This is a genomic window from Lysinibacillus sp. RU7, from assembly GCF_057837305.1.
The window spans coordinates 178,186-198,702 of record NZ_JBYQFK010000001.1; the positions used below are offsets into that span (position 1 = coordinate 178,186).

The window sequence follows — 20,517 nt, forward strand, 5'->3', positions numbered from 1 at the left end:
GAGAGGAGGTGAATGGTGTGAATAAAACAGAATTAGTAAACTCTGTTGCTGAAGCTGCAGGTCTTTCAAAAAAGGACGCTTCTAAAGCAGTTGAAGCTGTATTTGATACAATTCAAGATGCTCTTGCAAAGGGTGACAAAGTACAATTAATCGGTTTTGGTAACTTCGAGGTACGTGAACGCGCAGCTCGTAAAGGTCGTAACCCACAAACAGGTGACGAAATCGAAATCGCGGCTAGCAAAGTACCGGCTTTCAAACCAGGTAAAGCGCTTAAAGATGCTGTAAAATAATACACATCCGTAGTTACATAGAGCAGCTCTCCATTGTTATGGGGGCTGCTCTTTTTGCTAGTTAGTACATAATTTTTATCGTTAGAGTAAGCTGTTTTGAACTTATAGACCGGATGTGCTACGATTCATGTGTTAAGTTGAACGAAGAAATGTAGGAGGCAACAATGTCAAACGTTGATTTAAAAAAGATAGAAGAAGCAGTAAAAATGATTTTAGAAGCAGTAGGGGAAGACGTAAATCGCGAAGGGTTACTAGATACACCCAAACGCGTTGCGAAAATGTATGCCGAAATGTTTAGTGGATTGCAAGAAGACCCACGTGATTATTTCAGTACAGTATTCCATGAAGACCATGAAGAGCTTGTACTCGTAAAGGATATTCCCTTTTACTCGATGTGTGAGCATCATTTAGTGCCGTTTTATGGGAAAGCGCATGTTGCTTATATTCCGAAGGACGGGAAAGTAGCAGGGTTAAGTAAATTAGGACGTTGTGTAGAGTCTGTAGCACGTCGCCCGCAATTACAGGAACGCATTACATCAACAGTAGCTGATACAATTATGGACATGCTAGATCCAAAAGGGGTATATGTCGTTGTAGAGGCGGAACATATGTGTATGACAATGCGTGGTTTAAAAAAGCCAGGTTCAAAAACCGTTACTTCCGTAGCACGTGGCGTATATGAAACAGATGATATTAAACGACGCGAAATCATTTCCTTTATTCAAATGTCTTAATTGGCGCAAAATTGTGTTATGATAGCTAAAGAAAAATGTTCGTATGAGGTGAGTAAAGGATGACACAACCTGATTATATAATTATTGAAGCGCAAGAAGACGGTGTACATGTAATCGGTTTAACACGCGGAACGGATACAAAATTCCATCATTCTGAAAAGCTAGACGCAGGAGAGATTATGATTGCACAGTTTACAGAGCATACATCAGCAATGAAAATCCGCGGAAAAGCAAAAATTCATTCAGCACATGGCGTAGTCGAGAGCGGCTTGAAAAAGTAATATATTTACGACCTTGAATGTGATACAACACCAAGCTGGCTATGCTATAATGAAGCATAGTTACTTTAGTGAAATGGAGTACTATTTATGGATGCAACAACTATTAGCCAAGCTGTGGAGCAATTAAAAACAACAATTTTAGACAGTATTCGGCATAATGTATTACTAAAATACACTGGCACGCCGTTGTTAAATGAACAACAGCTGTTTTTTTTGCTGCTTCCAAAGCTAAATGGTGAAGCTTGGGACGAGGAAGTGACAAAGAGTGCCGTAACAGTAGGGATCGTGCATTCGTCACTTGCAGAGCACGATAAAATTTATGCGACAAATGCCGTGTCGAAAGAGCAACAATTAACCGTTTTATCAGGTGATTATTATAGTGGTCGCTATTATCAGTTGTTAGCACAAACAGGTAATATTGAGTTAATTCGAAAATTATCCGAAGCCATTGTAGAGCGTTGTGAACAGGAAATGACCGTCTATGAACACGAGAGACGTACGTTCCAAGAATGGATTCACAGTATCGCTACAATTGAAACGGCGTTAATTGAACGATTCTTTTCCGTGTATCAGTACGATTCCTATAAACAAGTCATGCAGCAAGCATTAACGATTGCACGCCTCAATAGAGAGTTAATAGGCGTATCACAAGGAGCGCCCTCGCTGTATATAGAGCGCATGGCAATGAATCTTGAGGGACAACCGATTGCACAAGTACTTGAACAGGAAATCACTGAGCGTAAACGGGCATTAAATGTAACACTTGCAACAAGCACATATAGTGAGACACTACAACAAATCATTGTTGACATGGTATCTTGATTGTTTGTTGACAAAGAAAGGTTTTGAAAAAATGGCAAAATCGAAAGAACAACATGTACATGAAGTATTTGAACAAATTTCAGGTAATTATGACAAAATGAATTCAGTCATTAGTTTTCAAATGCATAAGCTATGGCGCAATGATGTCATGAAACGGATGGATGTAAAAAAAGGTTCAGCTTGTTTAGATGTATGTTGTGGTACAGCTGACTGGACGATTGCTTTAGCGAAAGCAACTGGTGGAGATGGCATCGTCAAAGGTGTGGACTTCAGCGAAAATATGCTGAGCGTAGGCAAGGAAAAAGTGTTGCCGTATGATTTTGTTGAGCTGATTCATGGGAACGCGATGGAATTACCATTTGAAGATAATACATTCGATTATGTGACAATTGGTTTTGGGTTGCGCAATGTACCAGATTACATGCAAGTGCTACGCGAAATGAATCGCGTACTAAAGCCAGGTGGCATGGCGGTATGCCTCGAAACATCTCAATCAGAAATTCCAGGGTATCGTCAATTGTTCCGTTTTTACTTTAAGTACATCATGCCATTATTTGGGAAGCTGTTTGCGAAAAGCTATAAAGAGTATTCTTGGTTACAAGAATCAGCGGATGATTTCCCGGGTATGAAAAAGTTAGCATCGATGTTTAAAGAAGCTGGATTTGTCAATGTCACATATAAAGGATATAGTGGCGGCGCAGCAGCGGCGCATATCGGTTTAAAAAAAGAAATTTAGTGGGAGAAGGTTTGTTCACGTGGAAAAGATGAAGCTGAAGTTACTCTATGCTGATTTAAAATCAGATATAGATGTCATCGAAAAAGAATTAGAAATAGCGTTGAACTCGTCTTCACACTTGTTAAATGATGCCTCTCTCCATCTTCTGCAAGCTGGCGGTAAACGAATTCGTCCTGTATTTGTCCTGCTCAGTGCCAAATTTGGCCAATATGATATCGAGCGTGTCAAGCATGTCGCCGTCCCATTCGAGTTGATTCATATGGCGTCACTTGTGCATGATGATGTCATTGATAATTCGGATATGAGAAGGGGAGAGCTGACAGTAAAAGCGCAGTGGAACAATAGAGTGGCCATGTATACGGGCGACTTTATTTTTGCGCGTGCGCTTGAATATGTTACAGCAATTGAACAACCGCGCGTTCATCAAATTTTAGCACGTACAATGGTTGAAATTTGCAACGGCGAAGTGATTCAAATTGAAGATAAGTTTCGTTTAAATCAAAATATCAAAGATTATTTCCGCCGCATTAAGCGTAAAACAGCTCTACTGATCGAATCGAGCTGTGAATTAGGAGCTATTGTAGGTGGCGTAGACCCAGAAAATGTTCGTCGTTTAAAACGTTATGGTTATTTTGTTGGGATGAGCTTTCAAATCGTCGATGATATTTTAGATTTTACCGCAACGGATAAAGAGTTAGGAAAACCAGCTGGCAGTGATTTATTACAAGGGAATATTACACTGCCAGCGTTACTCTTAAAGGATGACCCACAAGTGCGTCCATATATCGATAAGATTGTTGCAGGCCAATTAACAGAAGCAGAACGTAAAGACATGCTAAAAATCGTTCGTAAATCAAATGCCATCAAAGAAGCATCAAAAATTAGCGATAAGTATTTACAAAAAGCATTAAAAGAAGTGGCGGCATTGCCACATCATCCGATGAAGAAAAAATTACGTGATATAGCATTATTCATCGGTAAGCGTAAATTTTAGCTAATACTTGCACGTATAATATTATTTTGGTAATATTTATCGGTAGGTGAAAAAACCTGTATCGAATTTGAAGGAGTGTTTAAATAATGGCTATCGAAAAAACTTTTTTAATGGTTAAGCCTGACGGTGTTGAGCGCCAAGTAATCGGTGACATCATTGACCGTTTCGAGCGTCGCGGTTTCACAATGCGCGGAGCTAAATTTATGAACGTATCTCGCGAATTAGCGGAAAGCCACTATGCGGAGCACGCTGAGCGTCCATTCTTCGGTGAATTAGTAGATTTCATTACTTCTGGCCCAGTATTCGCAATGGTATGGGAAGGCGAGTCTGTAATCTCTCTAGCTCGTATTATGATTGGTGCTACAAAGCCATCAGAATCTCAACCAGGTACAATCCGTGGTGACTATGCAGTAACTGTATCTCACAACGTAATTCACGGATCTGATTCTTTAGCTTCTGCTGAGCGCGAAATCGGCCTTTGGTTCGGTGAAGAGTTAGCTTAATTTTTAACTAATAATACACAAATAGCTATCACATCGATTGTGATAGCTATTTTTTTATGTTGTTATTTCAGAAAAATGAAACAATTATATGGTATGCTTATATGTAATGGGAAAAATGAATGGAATGTTTTGGGCAATGATTACCGCCGTTGTGATAGCATGAATGCTCACAGATTCATTTATAAAAATAGAACATAAGGAGTGGAAATGGTGGGGGGATTTATTATAGCCATTGTTTCGATTATCGTTGGAGGTGCAATTCCTCTTTCGGCAATCTATTTAAATCATAAAAAGTCTACAATGAAACTTCAGCTACAGTTAGCCGAAAAGGAAATTAAACTGGAGGAATTAAGGCTTCAAACGATTGCTGAAGAAACACAAAAAATGCGTTTAGAGCTAGAACAATCAAAGCAAACATTACTTGAATCGACAAAGCAAATCGATTATACAAAGCCGTAAGTGATAAAAAAACTTGTCTATAGGATGATTTCATATAATACCTATTTCTGTCATGCGTATTTTCAGCTATAATAATTGTACTATGCATCAGAAAGGGAAGATGTGAGACGATGTCAGACTATGAACAATTTATCCAAGGTATTAAACGTAAAACAGGAATTGACTTAGCACTCTATAAAGAGGCGCAAATGAAACGTCGTTTAACGTCTTTATACGAGAAAAAAGGCTACAAAAACTTTGTGGAATTTTTAGCAGCGCTTGAAAAAGACCGCGATTTAATGAATGAATTTTTAGATCGTATGACGATTAATGTGTCAGAGTTTTATCGTAATGGTAAGCGTTGGGAAGTATTGCAAAATAAAATTTTCCCTAAGCTTTTGCAAACGAATAAAAGACTTAAAATTTGGAGTGCAGCCTGTTCTACAGGGGAAGAGCCGTATAGCTTAGCGATGGTGTTATCACAGCATCAGTCTCTATCGCAAATTAGCATTTTAGCTACGGATTTAGATGAAAATGTCATTCAAAAAGCGAAGCTCGGTTTGTATCCAGAGCGCTCGTTAGCAGAAGTGCCAAAAGATGTACAAGCTAAGTATTTCCGACAAGAAGGACAGTTTTATAAAGTAAACGATGAAATTAAACGTACGGTTACATTCAAGAAGCACAATTTATTAAAGGATGGGTACGAGTCTAATTTCGACCTCATCGTTTGTCGAAATGTCATGATTTACTTTACTGAGGAAGCAAAAGATCAAATTTATGAGAATTTTAGCAAATCTTTGCGCCCAGGTGGTATTTTATTTGTAGGGTCAACAGAGCAAATTTTTAATCCGGCCCGTTATGGGTTTGAAGTGGAAGATACATTTTTCTATCGAAAAAAATAATGAAATCGTTCGTCAAAGCAATGTATGTAGCTTGCAAAATAATCAAGAATGTACACTCATATTGCCATATCGACGCTTTTCGTATAAACGAAAGGCGTTGTTTATTTAGTAGTAAACGAAATGGTATACATTTGAATCTTTTTTAGAGAGATTGTTCTATAGGAGCTGCATGCGTTTTGTTACAAGAAGAACGTTCAGAATATTCGTGAATAAAGAAGTTTATTTCGATAATCGTACTGTATTTTCTAGATAGATATGTTATAGTGAAAAATACATACTTTAGCGAGTTGAAGGGAGAAAGTGTTTTATGCGTTATTTAACAGCAGGTGAGTCGCACGGACCACAATTAACAACTATTATTGAGGGGTTACCATCCCTTTTACCAATTACAGCAGAGAAAATTAACTATGATTTAAAACGACGTCAAGGTGGACACGGTCGTGGACGCCGCATGCAAATTGAAACAGATACAGTAGAAATCGTAGCAGGTGTACGTCATGGTCAAACATTAGGATCACCGGTTGCGCTGGTTGTCACAAATGATGACTGGAAGCATTGGACGAAAATTATGGGGGCAGCACAATTACCAGAAGACGTGGATCCAAATGAAATCAAGCGTCAAATTTCACGTCCACGTCCGGGCCATGCCGATTTAGTAGGTGGGATGAAATACGGCCATCGCGATCTTCGGAACGTGTTAGAGCGCTCGAGTGCACGTGAAACAACAGTACGTGTAGCCGTTGGTGCAGTAGCAAAAGCATTATTAAATGAACTAGGGATTTCCGTTGTGTCGTACGTAACAGAAATTGCTGGCATTAAAGCAGATGTATCCAAGGTAGCGGGTAAATCAGTCGATGAAATTCGTGCGATTGTAGAGGAAGATCCATGTTACACGGTGGATGCTGAAGCATCGGCAAAAATGGTCGAGGCGATTGATGAAGCCAAAAAAGCGGGAGACTCTATCGGTGGTATTGTAGAAGTTATCATTGAAGGCTTACCAGCAGGGATCGGCTCTTATGTGCATTATGACCGTAAGTTAGATGGGAAATTAGCACAAGCGATGCTTTCCATTAATGCATTTAAAGGTGTGGAGTTTGGGATTGGCTTTGAAGCAGCGCGTCTTCCAGGCTCACAAGTGCACGATGAAATCATTTGGGACGAAGAAAAGGGCTATACACGTAAAACGAATAATCTTGGTGGTTTAGAGGGCGGTATGACAACGGGGATGCCAATTGTTGTACGTGGGGTAATGAAGCCAATTCCAACCCTCTATAAACCGTTAAATAGTGTAGATATCGAAACAAAAGAAGTGTTTAAGGCGAGTGTAGAGCGTAGTGATAGTTGTGCAGTACCAGCAGCATCCGTTGTAGCAGAGCATGTGATTGCATGGGAAATCGCAGCCGCTATTGTGGACCAATTCCATAGCGACCAACTACCACAGTTAAAAGCACAATTAGATGCGATGCGTGCGTACACAAAGGAGTACTAAGATGAATATTCCAGTACGAGCAGCTTCACATCAATATGAAGTAGTGATTGGCAACGGGATGTTAAAAGCCGCCTTGGAAAGCTATAAGGCGTTATTTGAGCGAGCGGATAAAATCATCGTTTTAACCGATCAACACGTGTGGGCGGCACAAGAAGGCTATTTCAAGTCTTCTTGCCCGTACGACTTCCATGTTTTTGTTATGCCAGCAGGCGAAGCGTGTAAATCATTTGAAAACTTTAATGCCGCACAGACATTTCTATTAGAACAAAAATGTACACGCAAATCGCTTGTCATTGCTTTTGGTGGCGGCGCAGTAGGGGACTTAGCAGGCTTTGTTGCCGCGACGTATATGCGGGGTATTCCGTTTATTCAAGTACCGACAACGATTTTAGCGCATGATTCAGCAGTCGGCGGTAAGACGGCGATCAACCACGCGCTTGGTAAAAATATGATTGGTGCTTTTTATCAACCAGAAGCAGTACTGTACGATACACAGTTTTTAGCGACACTCCCTATTCGTGAAGTACGTTCAGGGATGACAGAAGTGATTAAACATGCGATGATTTCAAATCCACAATGGTTACAGGAAATCATGCAAAAAAACATCACGGCGCTGGATGAACCAACATTGGCAGATTATTTAGCGAAAGGCGTACAAGTAAAGGCGAAAATCGTAGAAGAAGATGAAACGGAACAATCTGTTCGCAAGTTTTTAAACCTCGGTCATACTTACGGTCATGCAATGGAAGCAGCAGCAGGCTACGGTGGGTTAGCACACGGTGAAGCAGTGATGATCGGTCTTGTGTATTGCTTATTGTTAAGTGAACGTTACGGTCAGATCACACGGGAATTTACCGTTGATTTTTACAAATTTGCACGTAATAATGGTTATCCGTTTAGTGCAGTACATGATTATACATTTGAAGAACTTACAGAATATTTATTAAAAGATAAAAAAGCAGATTATGGGGAATTACAATTTGTTTTACTAGAAGACATCGGCAAACCTTATGTGAAGAAAATTGAACTTTTTGAATGTAAGGAAATCGATGTAGCATTACGACAATTATTAACGGAGGTGCACGAATGATTCGCGGTGTTCGAGGGGCAACAACAATTCAATCAGATACAGCTGAACTAGTATGGAGCGAAACAGCATCACTTGTGTTAGAAATGGTAAAAGTAAATCAGATTGACCCAGCAGACATCGCTTCTGTTACTATTTCAACAACGACTGATATTAAATCAGCATTCCCAGCAAAATCAGTACGTTCGATGGAAGGATGGCAATACGTACCGATTATGTGTATGCATGAAATGGATGTGCCAGGCGGCTTGCCGCTTTGTATTCGTGTGCTAATGCATGTCAATACGGATGTAGTACAAAAAGATATTCAACATGTATATTTAAATGAGGCAGTCAAATTAAGACCGGATTTAGTTCGTAAATAGAGGAGTCGGTAAGGATGAAATGGAAACAACAAATTCACGGAATGAAAGCATACCAACCAGGTAAACCAATGGAAGAAGTAAAGGCAATGTATGGCTTAGATGAAGTAGTGAAGCTTGCATCAAATGAAAATCCATTTGGCAGCTCGCCAAAAGTAAAAGCGTTTTTACAAAGTGATGCATCGAATCATGCGATCTATCCAGATGGCTACGCACAAAACTTACGTACGGCGGTAGCGAATCACCTTGGTGTAAAAGAAACAGAATTAATTTTTGGTAACGGTTCGGACGATTTAATTGCCATTATTACACGTGCATTGTTGTATCCAGGTGTGAACACTGTAATGGCAGACCCATCATTCTCTCAATATTGGCACAATGCTGAAATCGAAGGGGCAGAAGTACGCAAAATTCCTTGTGTAGATGGTCGTCACGATTTAGATGCCATGCTAGCTGCAATCGATGAAAATACATCTGTCGTATGGGTTTGTAGCCCAAATAATCCGACAGGTACAATCGTAACAGATGCCGAATTACAAAACTTCTTAAAGCAAGTACCATCTGATGTGCTTGTCGTGTTAGATGAAGCGTATATCGAGTACGTAAATGATCCAGCACATGAGCCGACATTAAAATATTTCCGCGAATATGAAAATGTGATTTTACTTCGTACATTTTCAAAAGCGTACGGTTTAGCCTCATTCCGTGTTGGTTACGGTATTGCGCAAGAGCACGTCATTGCTAAGTTAGATCCAGTACGTGCACCATTTAATAACACCATTTTAAGTCAAAAAGTAGCTGTCGTGGCACTTGAGGACCAAGACTATATCGCACAATGCTGTGAAGCAAATGAAAAAGGGAAGGCACAGTATGTTGCTTGGTGTGAAAAGCACGGTTTACATTACTACCCTTCGCAAACAAACTTCGTATTATTTGAAGTGAAAGCAGATAGCAATGTTGTGTTTGAAGAAATGATGAAGCGCGGCTTTATTATTCGCAGTGGTGCAGCGCTTGGCGCACCGGGTTATATTCGTGTGACAATCGGTACGGAAGAACAAAATGCTAAATTCTTATCGCTTCTTGAAGAAGTCTTAACAGAACAAGGTGTGTTTGCATGACACGTAATGTCCTTGTCATTGGATTAGGGTTAATCGGCGGTTCGGTCGCATTAGCCCTCCAAAAAGCACCACAAACAAAAATTTACGGGTTTGATGCGCTTCCTCAAACGAGAGAATTAGCAAAAACCTTAAATGTCGTACATGAAATTGTAGAAAACCCTGCACAAGTTGCGGATAAAATGGACTTTATTATTTTTGGTACACCTGTCAGTGCTACATTAACGTGGATGGAGCAATTAAAGGACTGGGTATTAAAAAAGAATGTGATTGTCACAGATACAGGTAGTACAAAGGCGTTAATTATGCAAAAGGCTGAGGAACTGAAGGAAATGGGCATCACCTTTATCGGTGGACATCCAATGGCCGGTTCGCATAAAAGTGGTGTAACCGCTGCAAAACCGTATCTTTTTGAAAATGCGTATTATATGTTAACACCGTTTGAAGATGAAAACCCTGAAACAATCGAGAAACTGGAAAATTTGCTGAAATACACAATTGGAAAGCTTGTCAAAGTTGATGCCACAGAGCATGATCATATGACGGCTGTTGTGAGCCATTTCCCGCATATTGTGGCAGCATCACTTGTGCATCAGCTACAGCTTGAAAACGCACAGCTCCCGATGACAAGATTGCTTGCTGCTGGTGGTTTCCGTGATATTACACGTATCGCCTCGTCCAATCCGATTTTATGGCGTGATATTACCTTACAAAACCGCGGGGAACTAATTGACCAGCTGGAACAGTGGACGGCTGAAATGAATCGTGTAAAGTCGCTTTTACAAGAGGGTAGTCAAGATATGATTGAACAATATTTTGCGGTGGCAAAGCAAGTGCGTGATGCCTTACCAACATCAGCTGGTGCGCTATTTGTACCGTACGATTTATATGTCGATATCCCAGACTATCCAGGGGTTATTTCCGAAGTAACAGGGTACTTAGCAGAAGATAATATTAGCATTACAAATATTCGTATTGTCGAGACACGAGAAGACGTCTTCGGTATTTTAGTTATTAGCTTTAGTTCAGCGGATGACCGTGAGCGTGCGGTAAAATGCATTGCTAGAAGAGCTAATTTTGAAACATATATTTCATAAAAGGCAAAAAGCATAATCGCTTTTTGCTCTTTTTCACAAGGAGGTTTCTGCACTATGAAGGTAATAGATTACAATCGTCCAAGTTTGCGTGGGACAATTCAAGTACCAGGGGATAAATCCATTTCACATCGTTCCGTTATGTTTGGTGCTATTGCAGAAGGCACAACGACGGTTGAAGGCTTCCTACTAGGAGAAGATTGCTTAAGCACAATCGACTGTTTCCGTAAGCTTGGGGTTCAAATTGATGTAGACGGGACAAATGTCAAAATTGAAAGCGCGGGTATTGATGCTTGGGAAGAACCGAAAGAGGTGCTATATACGGGAAATTCGGGGACAACAACGCGCCTAATGCTTGGTATATTATCCGGCACTAACCTACATACGATTATGACAGGTGATGCGTCTATCGGAAAACGTCCAATGCGCCGCGTGGTCGATCCGCTTCGCCAAATGGGTGCACAAATTGCAGGGCGTGCAGGTGGCCAATATACACCACTTGCTATTCAAGGAACAGCACTACAAGCGATTGATTACACAATGCCGGTTGCAAGCGCACAGGTGAAGTCTGCTATTTTACTGGCCGGTCTTCGTGCAAAAGGCACAACGATTGTACGTGAATCAGAAGTGTCGCGTGATCACACTGAGCGCATGCTACGTCAGTTTGGAGCGAAAGTAGATGTAACAGATGGTGTCGTATCATTTGAAGGTGGTCAAAAGCTAGTAGGTACACATGTAAAAGTGCCTGGTGATATTTCATCCGCGGCCTTTTTCTTAGTAGCTGGAGCGATCGCGAAGGATAGTGAAATTGTTATAGAAAATGTCGGTGTGAATGAAACACGTGATGGTATTATTGATGTACTAACGGCAATGGGTGCTAATATGAGCATGATAGTAGAAGATGAAACGGCGGCAGAACCAACTGCAACGATTACAATTCGTACGTCTCATTTACATGGCACAGTTATTGAAGGCGCAATTATTCCTCGTTTAATTGATGAAATTCCGATTCTAGCTTTACTAGCAACGCAAGCGAATGGACAAACGATTATAAAAGATGCGGAAGAATTAAAAGTAAAAGAAACCGATCGCATTACAGCTGTTGTAACAGAGCTAAAAAAATTAGGTGCTGACATTGAAGCAACAGATGATGGGATGATTATTAATGGCCCGACACCATTGCAGGGGGCTTCCTTAAAGTCGTACGGTGACCATCGGATTGGGATGATGGCAGCAGTCGCAGCACTAATAACGGATGAGCCAATTCAATTAGATGATGCTGAATGTATCGCTGTTTCCTACCCGACATTTTTTGAGCATGTACATTCGTTAATTGCAAGATAATTCAAATGAATGAGTTATTTCTAAATACTATTTGAAATAACTCATTTTCCTTGTTTAGCGTGTTATAGTCCTGTAGCATAAGGAATAATAAAGATAGAAAAGGTGAACGCTAGAATGAAGGAAATGTTACAGGCAATTCAAGAAGGGGATTTGCAGCGTATTAATGCATTTTTAGAAACATTTTTAATGAACGAGGCACCAGGGGAGCAATACGAGGTAGCGGAGCTTCTGATGCAGTATGGTTATTTAGAAGAAGCGAATCGGGTGCTGGAGCATTTAGCCTTTTTATTCGCAGATGAAGCGCAAATTATTATTGATCGCGCCAATGTGTGTATGGAAATGGGCAATGAAGATGAAGCGCTTGAATTGTTATTATCGGTACCAAATGATGCGCCAGAATATCCACAAGCCTTACTGGTGATGGCGGATTATTACCAAATGCAAGGGTTGTTTGAAGTAGCAGAAAAGCGAATCAATGAAGCGCTGGAGCTATTACCAAATGAACCATTACTACAGTTTGCGAAGGCAGAATTATTATTTGAGACAGGTCGTTTTATAGAAGCTGCTCGTATTTATGAAGAATTGTACGAGCAAGAGAAGCAATTTGCAGGTATTTTGCTTGCGGCACGTTTAGCGGAAGTATACCGTGCAGGCGCTGCGTATGAAACAGCACTTGACTATTATATGGAGGCACTTGAAGAAGAAGTAACGCCAGACCTATTATTCGGCTCAGCCTATGCAGCGTTTCAATCAGCAAAATATGAAACAGCTATTACACAGCTCGAAGATTTAAAAGAACTGGATCCAGATTATTTTGCAGCCTATTTATTGCTTGCACAAAGCTATGCGATGCTAGAAGATAATACACGTGCTTATCAAACGATTCAAGAAGGTTTAGCGCGGGATGAGTACGATAAGTCCCTTTATTTATTTGCGGGGAAAATGGCGTTGAAGAACAACTTGCCAGAAGAAGCTGAATCTTATTTACAACAGGCCATTGCTTTAGATCCAGAATATATGGAAGCAATTCTTGTTTTAATCGCTATTTATGCACAGCAGGAACGCTATGAAGCAGTAATTGATTTATTTGAGAGTGTGCAAAAAGAAGGTTTTGACTGGGGAGCCCTTTACCCTTACGTAGCAGATGCGTATGATAAAGAGGAGGCGTATGACAAAGCATATGAAATTTACAAAAGCGCATATAATGAGTTTAAAGAAGATGTAGCATTTTTGGAGAAGTATTGCTACTTTCTTTTAGAGGATGGGAAGCGCGATGAAGCATATGTGGTAGCAAAACAGCTCGCTCTTTTAGAACCAACAGAGCAGGAGTGGCAAAATTTATTAGAACGTTTTGAATAAAGGGGGGAATAGGATGACTTCTTCCATCCCAGTATTAGAGAAAAAGACTTTTATTCGATGGTTTTTAAAAAATCATCAACTAAAGAGAAGAGAATGCGTGTGGATTTTAAATTATTTATTAAGCAATGATCGTCTACTTGAACATGTCCATTTTGTAGAAGAAGCACATTATTGTCCGCGGGCAATGGTCATGTCTTCCGTCGAACATAATGGCGTACCATTTCGCTTTTATAAAGGGAATGTTATGACAAGTGATGCAGAAAAGTCGTTTCATGATTTACGCTTGAATCCAGATGAAAGTGTTTATATTCAAATTAATTTTCCAAATGTACCTCCACACCTTCACTACTTAGCGGTGCTTGAGGAAAACCCTTATATGCCAAAAACTCTTCATATAAGCGAAAAAGACCGTATCATTGCTGAACAATTATTAAAAAACAGTATGGCAGCATTTCAAGAAGAAAAAATTTTACGCGATATTGATGAAGCACTTGACGCAGGGGATAAAGAACGCTTTTTTGAGTTATCCAATTTATTGCAAGCGCTAAAGCATACGTCATCACAACAATGAGTTTTGGAAGGAAGAAAGATCGATGTTTTTTAATGTTAAAGATATGGAGCAAATTCACGCCCAAAAACAGTTTATTGATACAGTGATTGTACCGTTACTCAGTTTAGAGTTTGCTGATGAACGTAGTAAGCAAAGTAGTTCTGCTGCAGAGTTTTTAATGTCACTAACAGCGTTTATCGAGCAACAATTTAAAGGACGCCTATTAGTGACACCACCGTTTTCCTATATAGAGTCTTTAAAGGAAACGGTTAGCCCTGAAGCGATTGCAGCAGAACTACAATCAGCAGGCTTTAAACATATCTTTTTTGTGACTTGTGATCATCATTGGACAACTATGAGTGATTCACTCCAAGTCGTTTGGTTACCAGCCATTCCGTTAGAATCAATGGATAAAGCAGTGAAGCAAAGGATATTAGAAGATCAATTAAAACAAGTCATTCCAACCTTTACAAAAGTGTGGACTAGCTAGTAGAAGATTGATTCATTAAATGTTCACAATCCTTACTATTTCTGGGCAATGCTATATTGACCAACCTATTTTATTGATATATCATAGATATGTCCTAGTTATTACTATTTGTAAAAGTATGTCCGTTGGACTGACCTTTTAAGTTAGAGGGGGGAAAAGGATTGAGTAATAATCGAGTTACACGACGCCAATTTTTAACGTACACAATTACAGGTGTAGGTGGATTCATGGCGGCTGGTATGTTAATGCCAATGGTACGCTTTGCAGTGGATCCATTATTACAGACAAAAGAAGAAGGAGACTTCATTTTAACTGGTCAGAAAATTGCGGATTTAACAGATCAGCCAGTAAAAGTTGACTTCTCATTCGAGCAAGTTGATGCTTGGTACAAGTCTGAGGTAACAGATGCGGCTTGGGTTTACAAAGAGGGTGATACTATTGTTGCACTTTCACCAGTATGTAAACACTTAGGTTGTACAGTAAACTGGGCAGGTGACCCTGAACAACCAACTCGTTTCTTCTGTGCATGTCACGCAGGTCGTTATGAGAAAAATGGTGTGAACGTTCCAGGTACACCACCAACAGCAGCTTTAGACCAATATGAAGTGTCTGAAAAAGATGGTTTCTTAATGCTTGGGAAAAAAATAGCAAATACTTTTGCATAATTAAGTTAGGGGGTACGACATCAGTGCTAAATAAAATTTATGATTGGGTCGATGAACGTTTAGATATCACTCCTATTTGGCGTGATATTGCCGACCATGAAGTGCCAGAGCACGTTAACCCTGCACATCACTTCTCAGCATTCGTTTATTGCTTTGGTGGTTTAACGTTTTTCATCACAGTAATCCAAATCTTATCTGGTATGTTCTTAACGATGTATTACGTTCCAGATATTGAGAATGCTTGGAGATCAGTTTATTATTTACAAAACGAAGTAGCTTTCGGTGAAATCGTTCGTGGTATGCACCACTGGGGGGCTTCATTAGTAATTGTAATGATGTTCTTACATACGCTTCGTGTATTCTTCACAGGTTCTTATAAGAAACCTCGTGAGTTAAACTGGATGGTTGGTGTAGGGATTTTTGGTGTAATGATGGGATTAGGTTTCACAGGTTATTTACTTCCTTGGGACATGAAAGCATTGTTCGCAACTAAAGTAGGTATTGAGATTGCAGCATCTGTACCATTCCTTGGTGAATACATCAAGATTCTTTTAGCAGGTGACTCAACAATTCTTGGTGCGCAAACGTTAACTCGTTTCTTCGCAATCCACGTATTCTTCTTACCTGCAGCTTTATTCGCACTATTAGCGGCTCACTTTATCATGATCCGTCGTCAAGGTATTTCAGGACCACTATGATTTAAACACAATGTCTTTTATGATTTTTTAAGGAGGGGACACTATGCAACGCGGAAAAGGCATGAAGTTTGTCGGCGATTCGCGTATTAAAGCGAATAACCGTATGCCGAACAAGCCTAAAGATTATTCCGAGTATCCAGGAAAAACAGAAGCTTTCTGGCCTGACTTTTTATTAAAAGAGTGGATGGTAGGAGCAGTTTTCTTAATTGGTTACTTATTATTAACTGTCGCGCATCCATCACCACTTCAAGCGCCGGCAGACCCAACTGATGCATCTTACATTGCATTACCGGACTGGTACTTCTTATTCATGTACCAATTATTAAAATACTCTTACTTCTCTGGTGCTTATAACGTACTTGGTTCTGTAATTGTTCCAGGTTTAGCATTCGGTGCATTATTATTAATGCCATTCTTAGACACGTCAAAAGAACGTCGTCCATCAAAACGCCCAATCGCAACTTCACTTATGTTGTTGTCGGTAGCTTCTATGGTTTACTTAACGTGGGAATCTGTAGATGCAACTAACTGGGATAAAGTAAATACTCAAGGTCAAATTACTGATAAGCATTTAGGTTTACTTCCTGCAGTGGAAGTAGATACTAAGTCTGATGGCTACTTAATTTATGAAGCAAACGCTTCATGTATTGGCTGTCACGGTGGTGACTTAACGGGTGCTTCTGGTCCGATGTTATTAGGTAACACATTAACAGCGGAAGAGGTTAAAGAAGTAGTGACGAACGGTCGTGGCGGTATGCCAGGCGGTATGTTCGAAGGTACTGAAGAAGAACTTAACACTTTAGCTGAGTTCATCGCAAGCCTAAAAGAAGAGTAGTATATACAAGAGGGTCAGTTCGCTGACTCTCTTTTTTTTAACGGATAGGGAAGTATAAGTTTTATGAAAATCCGTATAAAAAATAAGTACATATTTTGACGGGAGTCGTGTTTTTTCTAGCAATTGATACATAAAATTTTTAAAAAAAGATGAAACTTTAAACGAGATCATTCGTATTAATGAAGGAGAACAAGCATGCAGACATTTATGGTGAAAGGTTGGTATCTTTTAACACATCGGGCATTTTTAACGATCTTGCTCATCATTAACTTTTTAGGTACGGTGTACGGTTACTATTGGTATAAGGGGCAACTTGCTAGTACTGAGCCAATCTTTTATATTTTTGTTCCAGACAGTCCTACAGCTAGTTTGTTCTTTTGTCTTGCGATTATCGGTTGGCTTTTAGGGACACACTTTAAGTTGATGGAAGTGCTAGCATTAATCACACTAGTGAAGTATGGGCTATGGGCTGTTGTGATGAACTTGTTGACATTCGTGGAGCTCGGTTCACTGAGTTCAGAAGGTTGGATGCTTGTCTTTTCACACTTTATGATGGCTGTCCAAGCGATTTTGTATATCCCTAAATATACATTTAGATTTGGTCATGTTGTTATCGGTGCCATTTGGACATTACATAATGACGTCATTGATTATGTATTTGGACAAATGCCGGTATACCGTGTGCTGGATCAATATGCAGACAAAATTGGCTATTTTACATTTTGGCTATCGATTGCATGTATAATACTCGCCTATGCCGTTGTGAGCAAGCGCAAACATTTGCAAGCACGGTAAAAAGTAGATAGTATTATATACGAAATATTTTATAGAGAGGGAGAATACTATTGGGTTTAGGCATGTACATTGTATATTTTGCTGTCATTATGCTATTACCATTATATGCACAAATGAAAGTAAAAAGTACGTATAACAAATTTGCTGAAGTGTCATCTCAACGCGGTATGACAGGTGCGCAAGTGGCGCGTATGATTTTAGATCACCACGGTTTAACAGATGTACGCGTTGTACCCACACAAGGTGTACTATCTGACCATTACAACCCTGCAACAAAGACAGTAGCACTGTCGGAAAGTAACTATTACGAGTCATCTTTAGCAGGGATTGCTGTAGCTGCACACGAGGTTGGTCACGCAATTCAACATAAAGAAGCTTATTCATTTTTAACGTTACGTGCGAAGTTAGTACCAGTTGCTAACATTTCATCAAATATGTCATGGATTTTTGTCATGATTGGTATTTTTGCGTCAAGTACAGGGTTCCTTTTACTAGGGATTATTTTATTATTAGCGGGTGTTATTTTCCAAGTTGTTACATTACCAGTAGAGTTCGATGCATCGAAGCGGGCAATGAATGAAGTGGTATCCCTTGGGATTATCGGCAATAATGAAGAAGTAGGCGCGCGTAAAGTATTAAATGCAGCAGCTATGACTTATGTAGCAGCGGCATCAGTAGCTGTGCTAGAATTATTACGTTTAATCTTAATCTACACAGGTATGCGTTCAGACGACTAATAGTAAGAAACGGTGCGAGAGAAGGCTCTTTGCACCGTTTTACTTTGCAATAGCTTTTAATGAAGGGGTTGTTTTTGATCATCTAACGTAAATCCTTCACCAGCCACTTCTCTCACCTCTACGATAGACACAAACGCATGTGGGTCGATAGTTTGGATCATGGATTTTAAACGGACAATTTCATTTCTTGCCACAACACAGTATAAAATGTCTTTGCTTTCCTTAGTAAAATGACCACGTCCATTTATTACGGTCACACCGCGTTCCATTTTTTCTACAATTACGTTTGCGATTTCATCTGAGTGAGTGGAAATAATGAGTGCACCTTTCGCGGAATAGGCACCATCTTGTACAAAATCGATGACACGTCCGCCAATATACACAGCGACAAGTGTATACATCATCGAACGAGCGTCTAAAAATGTTGCCCAAGACACGAGAATCACAATTGTATCAAAGGCAAACATCGTTTTTCCCATCGTCCATCCGAAATATTTATTGGCTAGACGTGCTAAAATGTCTACGCCGCCTGTTGTACCGCCGAAACGGAAGACAATCCCAAGACCAATTCCGATAAATACGCCGGCAAAAAGCGAGACAAGCAATTTATCATCTTGTAAATGCATTTGAAATTCGTATGCTTGAAAAACTTTCAAAAAGATGGAAACAGCGATAGTGCCAATCACTGTATAAATAAAAGTACGGCGTCCGAGCAATTTCCATCCAAGAATAAACATCGGAATATTTAATATAATGTTTAATATTGCGGGGTCCCATCCAAATGTAAAGTATAAAATTAGCGTAATACCACTAAAGCCGCCTTCACCAAGCTCATTTTGCATATTAAAGTGGACAAAACCGAAACTAAAAATCGCTGCACCTAATAATATAGCTAAAATATTTTTTATTTTAATACCTTGCATAAAAAATCCTCCCTCTCATTTCGATTTGATAAATAATTCAGAAAACTATTAAAAATTTGCGCACAAATACAGTATGCTCATTATGTTTCATTTTTCATGTTTTGACAACAAGGTGACATTTCCTATACGATAGATTTGAGAGGTGAATGCATGGAACAGCAATCTTTGAAGCAGTTACAAAGCAGAGTAGATGCTTACATTAGTCAGTTTGAAGAAGGGTATTTTCCACCATTTGAAATGTTGGCACGTCTGACAGAAGAAGTGGGAGAGCTGTCACGTGAAGTGCAGCATGTGTACGGATATGCCAAAAAGAAGCAAGCTGACAATAATAACATGGAAAAAGAATTAGGCGATATACTTTTTACACTAATCTGTTTTGCAAATGCACATCAAATTCAACTTGAAGATGCATTACTCCAAGTATTAAATAAATTTGAGACGAGAGACAGAGATCGTTGGACACGAAAGGAAGAAAAAAATGATTAAAGTAGCAATTGCCGGTGCACGAGGGAAAATGGGCATTGAAGCAGTACATACAGTGATGAAGCGACAAGGGATGCAGTTAGTTGCTGTACTAGATTATAAAAAAATGGGTTCCACATTAGCGAATCTTGACATATTTCCAGAAAGTTACGATGTGCCCATTTATACGGATTTTGCGCAGCTTGTAGAGGATACGAAGCCAGATGTGTTAGTCGATTTAACGAATCCTCATTCGGTATATGAACATACAAAGCAAGCGTTAGAGCTAAATGTACGTCCTGTCATCGGCACAACAGGTTTTACAGACGAGCAATTAGCAGAGCTGACAGAACTAGCAGCAAGAAAACGAATCGGGGCAATCATTGCACCCAATTTCGCGATTGGCGCTATTTTAATGATGAAATTTGCACGTGAAGCGGCTAAATATTTACCGGATGTTGAAATTATTGAAATGCATCATGATAAAAAGCTTGATGCGCCAAGTGGTACAGGGTTAAAAACAGCACAAATGATTGCGGAAGTGCGCCAAGCAAAAATCCAAGGGCATCCGACAGAAAAAGAAACGCTTGCAGGGGCACGTGGCGCAGATTATGACGGTATGAAGATCCATTCTGTACGCTTACCTGGTTTAGTAGCACACCAACAAGTATTATTCGGTGGAGAAGGACAGTTGCTGACAATTCGTCACGATTCATTAAACCGTGAATCCTTTATGAGCGGTATTTCCTTCTGTATTGAAACAGTTATTACGATGGAATCATTAGTATACGGTCTAGAAAACATTATTTAAG

At 39.7% G+C, this 20,517-nt stretch carries 26 protein-coding genes; 25 read left to right on the plus strand and 1 reads right to left on the minus strand.

The window, feature by feature from the left end; genetic code table 11:
- Nucleotides 1-17: 17 nt before the first annotated feature.
- From AC3II9_RS00835 to AC3II9_RS00945, 23 genes are all read left to right on the plus strand, one after another.
- Nucleotides 18-290: an HU family DNA-binding protein gene (locus AC3II9_RS00835; protein WP_036154459.1), complete on the plus strand. Its 273-nt coding sequence runs from the start codon at nt 18-20 to the stop codon at nt 288-290.
- 164 nt (nt 291-454) lie between these two features.
- Complete coding sequence (gene folE / locus AC3II9_RS00840; protein ID WP_391366900.1) at nt 455-1,024, plus strand: GTP cyclohydrolase I FolE; 570 nt, start codon at nt 455-457, stop codon at nt 1,022-1,024.
- A gap of 59 nt (nt 1,025-1,083) precedes the next feature.
- Complete coding sequence (gene mtrB, locus AC3II9_RS00845) at nt 1,084-1,305, plus strand: trp RNA-binding attenuation protein MtrB (protein ID WP_391366902.1); 222 nt, start codon at nt 1,084-1,086, stop codon at nt 1,303-1,305.
- Between the two features lie 87 nt (nt 1,306-1,392).
- Nucleotides 1,393-2,127 (plus strand): heptaprenyl diphosphate synthase component 1, encoded by a 735-nt coding sequence (locus tag AC3II9_RS00850; protein ID WP_489152598.1) that lies wholly within the window; start codon nt 1,393-1,395, stop codon nt 2,125-2,127.
- A gap of 31 nt (nt 2,128-2,158) precedes the next feature.
- Nucleotides 2,159-2,863 (plus strand): demethylmenaquinone methyltransferase, encoded by a 705-nt coding sequence (locus AC3II9_RS00855; protein WP_489152599.1) that lies wholly within the window; start codon nt 2,159-2,161, stop codon nt 2,861-2,863.
- 19 nt (nt 2,864-2,882) lie between these two features.
- Nucleotides 2,883-3,857, plus strand: coding sequence for a heptaprenyl diphosphate synthase component II (hepT, locus tag AC3II9_RS00860; RefSeq protein ID WP_391366908.1), 975 nt, complete (start codon nt 2,883-2,885; stop codon nt 3,855-3,857).
- Between the two features lie 86 nt (nt 3,858-3,943).
- Nucleotides 3,944-4,360 (plus strand): nucleoside-diphosphate kinase, encoded by a 417-nt coding sequence (gene ndk, locus AC3II9_RS00865; protein WP_391366910.1) that lies wholly within the window; start codon nt 3,944-3,946, stop codon nt 4,358-4,360.
- Nucleotides 4,361-4,567: 207 nt separating this feature from the next.
- Nucleotides 4,568-4,819 (plus strand): hypothetical protein, encoded by a 252-nt coding sequence (locus AC3II9_RS00870; RefSeq protein WP_391366912.1) that lies wholly within the window; start codon nt 4,568-4,570, stop codon nt 4,817-4,819.
- 110 nt (nt 4,820-4,929) lie between these two features.
- Complete coding sequence (locus AC3II9_RS00875) at nt 4,930-5,700, plus strand: CheR family methyltransferase (protein WP_489152600.1); 771 nt, start codon at nt 4,930-4,932, stop codon at nt 5,698-5,700.
- Nucleotides 5,701-6,007: 307 nt separating this feature from the next.
- On the plus strand, nt 6,008-7,189 hold the full coding sequence (aroC, locus tag AC3II9_RS00880; RefSeq protein ID WP_489152601.1) for a chorismate synthase: 1,182 nt from the start codon (nt 6,008-6,010) through the stop codon (nt 7,187-7,189).
- A 1-nt stretch (nt 7,190) separates the two neighbouring features.
- Nucleotides 7,191-8,279, plus strand: coding sequence for a 3-dehydroquinate synthase (gene aroB, locus AC3II9_RS00885; protein ID WP_489152602.1), 1,089 nt, complete (start codon nt 7,191-7,193; stop codon nt 8,277-8,279).
- Complete coding sequence (gene aroH / locus AC3II9_RS00890) at nt 8,276-8,641, plus strand: chorismate mutase (protein ID WP_489152603.1); 366 nt, start codon at nt 8,276-8,278, stop codon at nt 8,639-8,641. Before aroB ends, aroH begins: the two co-directional genes overlap by 4 nt.
- Before the next feature lie 14 nt (nt 8,642-8,655).
- On the plus strand, nt 8,656-9,756 hold the full coding sequence (hisC, locus tag AC3II9_RS00895; RefSeq protein WP_489152604.1) for a histidinol-phosphate transaminase: 1,101 nt from the start codon (nt 8,656-8,658) through the stop codon (nt 9,754-9,756).
- On the plus strand, nt 9,753-10,850 hold the full coding sequence (locus tag AC3II9_RS00900; RefSeq protein WP_489152605.1) for a prephenate dehydrogenase: 1,098 nt from the start codon (nt 9,753-9,755) through the stop codon (nt 10,848-10,850). Before hisC ends, AC3II9_RS00900 begins: the two co-directional genes overlap by 4 nt.
- 54 nt (nt 10,851-10,904) lie before the next feature.
- Entirely contained in the window at nt 10,905-12,191 is a 1,287-nt protein-coding gene (aroA, locus tag AC3II9_RS00905) for a 3-phosphoshikimate 1-carboxyvinyltransferase (RefSeq protein ID WP_489152606.1), read from the plus strand.
- A 114-nt stretch (nt 12,192-12,305) separates the two neighbouring features.
- A complete protein-coding gene (locus AC3II9_RS00910; RefSeq protein ID WP_489152607.1) occupies nt 12,306-13,550 on the plus strand; it encodes a tetratricopeptide repeat protein in 1,245 nt (414 codons plus the stop codon).
- Nucleotides 13,551-13,563: 13 nt separating this feature from the next.
- On the plus strand, nt 13,564-14,121 hold the full coding sequence (locus AC3II9_RS00915; RefSeq protein ID WP_489152608.1) for a ReoY family proteolytic degradation factor: 558 nt from the start codon (nt 13,564-13,566) through the stop codon (nt 14,119-14,121).
- A 22-nt stretch (nt 14,122-14,143) separates the two neighbouring features.
- Nucleotides 14,144-14,590 (plus strand): YpiF family protein, encoded by a 447-nt coding sequence (locus AC3II9_RS00920; RefSeq protein ID WP_391366929.1) that lies wholly within the window; start codon nt 14,144-14,146, stop codon nt 14,588-14,590.
- A 161-nt stretch (nt 14,591-14,751) separates the two neighbouring features.
- Nucleotides 14,752-15,255, plus strand: a complete 504-nt coding sequence (locus AC3II9_RS00925) for a Rieske (2Fe-2S) protein (protein WP_489152609.1) — start codon at nt 14,752-14,754, stop codon at nt 15,253-15,255.
- Nucleotides 15,256-15,278: 23 nt separating this feature from the next.
- Nucleotides 15,279-15,953, plus strand: coding sequence for a menaquinol-cytochrome c reductase cytochrome b subunit (gene qcrB, locus AC3II9_RS00930; protein ID WP_391366932.1), 675 nt, complete (start codon nt 15,279-15,281; stop codon nt 15,951-15,953).
- Nucleotides 15,954-15,996: 43 nt separating this feature from the next.
- A complete protein-coding gene (locus tag AC3II9_RS00935) occupies nt 15,997-16,788 on the plus strand; it encodes a c-type cytochrome (RefSeq protein WP_489152610.1) in 792 nt (263 codons plus the stop codon).
- A 195-nt stretch (nt 16,789-16,983) separates the two neighbouring features.
- A complete protein-coding gene (lhaT, locus tag AC3II9_RS00940) occupies nt 16,984-17,583 on the plus strand; it encodes a lipoprotein heptaprenylglyceryl N-acetyltransferase LhaT (protein ID WP_489152611.1) in 600 nt (199 codons plus the stop codon).
- 62 nt (nt 17,584-17,645) lie between these two features.
- Nucleotides 17,646-18,320, plus strand: a complete 675-nt coding sequence (locus tag AC3II9_RS00945) for a zinc metallopeptidase (RefSeq protein ID WP_489152766.1) — start codon at nt 17,646-17,648, stop codon at nt 18,318-18,320.
- Between the two features lie 56 nt (nt 18,321-18,376).
- Here the strand turns inward: AC3II9_RS00945 and AC3II9_RS00950 are convergent, their stop codons facing one another.
- Nucleotides 18,377-19,243, minus strand: coding sequence for a YitT family protein (locus AC3II9_RS00950; protein ID WP_489152612.1), 867 nt, complete (start codon nt 19,241-19,243; stop codon nt 18,377-18,379).
- Nucleotides 19,244-19,393: 150 nt separating this feature from the next.
- On the opposite strand from AC3II9_RS00950, the gene AC3II9_RS00955 reads away from it, so the two are divergent.
- Nucleotides 19,394-19,729 carry a nucleotide pyrophosphohydrolase gene (locus AC3II9_RS00955; protein WP_489152613.1) on the plus strand — a complete coding sequence of 112 codons (336 nt, stop codon included), beginning with the start codon at nt 19,394-19,396 and terminating at the stop codon, nt 19,727-19,729.
- Nucleotides 19,722-20,516: a 4-hydroxy-tetrahydrodipicolinate reductase gene (gene dapB / locus AC3II9_RS00960; protein WP_489152614.1), complete on the plus strand. Its 795-nt coding sequence runs from the start codon at nt 19,722-19,724 to the stop codon at nt 20,514-20,516. Before AC3II9_RS00955 ends, dapB begins: the two co-directional genes overlap by 8 nt.
- Nucleotide 20,517 lies beyond the last annotated feature (1 nt).

Coding starts and splice junctions, on each gene's coding strand:
- folE (WP_391366900.1), top strand. CDS start 455: ATGTCAAACGTTGATTTAAAAAAGATAGAAGAAGCAGTAAAAATGATT.
- mtrB (WP_391366902.1), top strand. CDS start 1,084: ATGACACAACCTGATTATATAATTATTGAAGCGCAAGAAGACGGTGTA.
- AC3II9_RS00850 (WP_489152598.1), top strand. CDS start 1,393: ATGGATGCAACAACTATTAGCCAAGCTGTGGAGCAATTAAAAACAACA.
- AC3II9_RS00855 (WP_489152599.1), top strand. CDS start 2,159: ATGGCAAAATCGAAAGAACAACATGTACATGAAGTATTTGAACAAATT.
- ndk (WP_391366910.1), top strand. CDS start 3,944: ATGGCTATCGAAAAAACTTTTTTAATGGTTAAGCCTGACGGTGTTGAG.
- AC3II9_RS00870 (WP_391366912.1), top strand. CDS start 4,568: ATGGTGGGGGGATTTATTATAGCCATTGTTTCGATTATCGTTGGAGGT.
- AC3II9_RS00875 (WP_489152600.1), top strand. CDS start 4,930: ATGTCAGACTATGAACAATTTATCCAAGGTATTAAACGTAAAACAGGA.
- aroC (WP_489152601.1), top strand. CDS start 6,008: ATGCGTTATTTAACAGCAGGTGAGTCGCACGGACCACAATTAACAACT.
- aroB (WP_489152602.1), top strand. CDS start 7,191: ATGAATATTCCAGTACGAGCAGCTTCACATCAATATGAAGTAGTGATT.
- aroH (WP_489152603.1), top strand. CDS start 8,276: ATGATTCGCGGTGTTCGAGGGGCAACAACAATTCAATCAGATACAGCT.
- hisC (WP_489152604.1), top strand. CDS start 8,656: ATGAAATGGAAACAACAAATTCACGGAATGAAAGCATACCAACCAGGT.
- AC3II9_RS00900 (WP_489152605.1), top strand. CDS start 9,753: ATGACACGTAATGTCCTTGTCATTGGATTAGGGTTAATCGGCGGTTCG.
- aroA (WP_489152606.1), top strand. CDS start 10,905: ATGAAGGTAATAGATTACAATCGTCCAAGTTTGCGTGGGACAATTCAA.
- AC3II9_RS00910 (WP_489152607.1), top strand. CDS start 12,306: ATGAAGGAAATGTTACAGGCAATTCAAGAAGGGGATTTGCAGCGTATT.
- AC3II9_RS00915 (WP_489152608.1), top strand. CDS start 13,564: ATGACTTCTTCCATCCCAGTATTAGAGAAAAAGACTTTTATTCGATGG.
- AC3II9_RS00920 (WP_391366929.1), top strand. CDS start 14,144: ATGTTTTTTAATGTTAAAGATATGGAGCAAATTCACGCCCAAAAACAG.
- AC3II9_RS00935 (WP_489152610.1), top strand. CDS start 15,997: ATGCAACGCGGAAAAGGCATGAAGTTTGTCGGCGATTCGCGTATTAAA.
- lhaT (WP_489152611.1), top strand. CDS start 16,984: ATGCAGACATTTATGGTGAAAGGTTGGTATCTTTTAACACATCGGGCA.
- AC3II9_RS00945 (WP_489152766.1), top strand. CDS start 17,646: ATGTACATTGTATATTTTGCTGTCATTATGCTATTACCATTATATGCA.
- AC3II9_RS00950 (WP_489152612.1), bottom strand. CDS start 19,243: ATGCAAGGTATTAAAATAAAAAATATTTTAGCTATATTATTAGGTGCA.
- AC3II9_RS00955 (WP_489152613.1), top strand. CDS start 19,394: ATGGAACAGCAATCTTTGAAGCAGTTACAAAGCAGAGTAGATGCTTAC.
- dapB (WP_489152614.1), top strand. CDS start 19,722: ATGATTAAAGTAGCAATTGCCGGTGCACGAGGGAAAATGGGCATTGAA.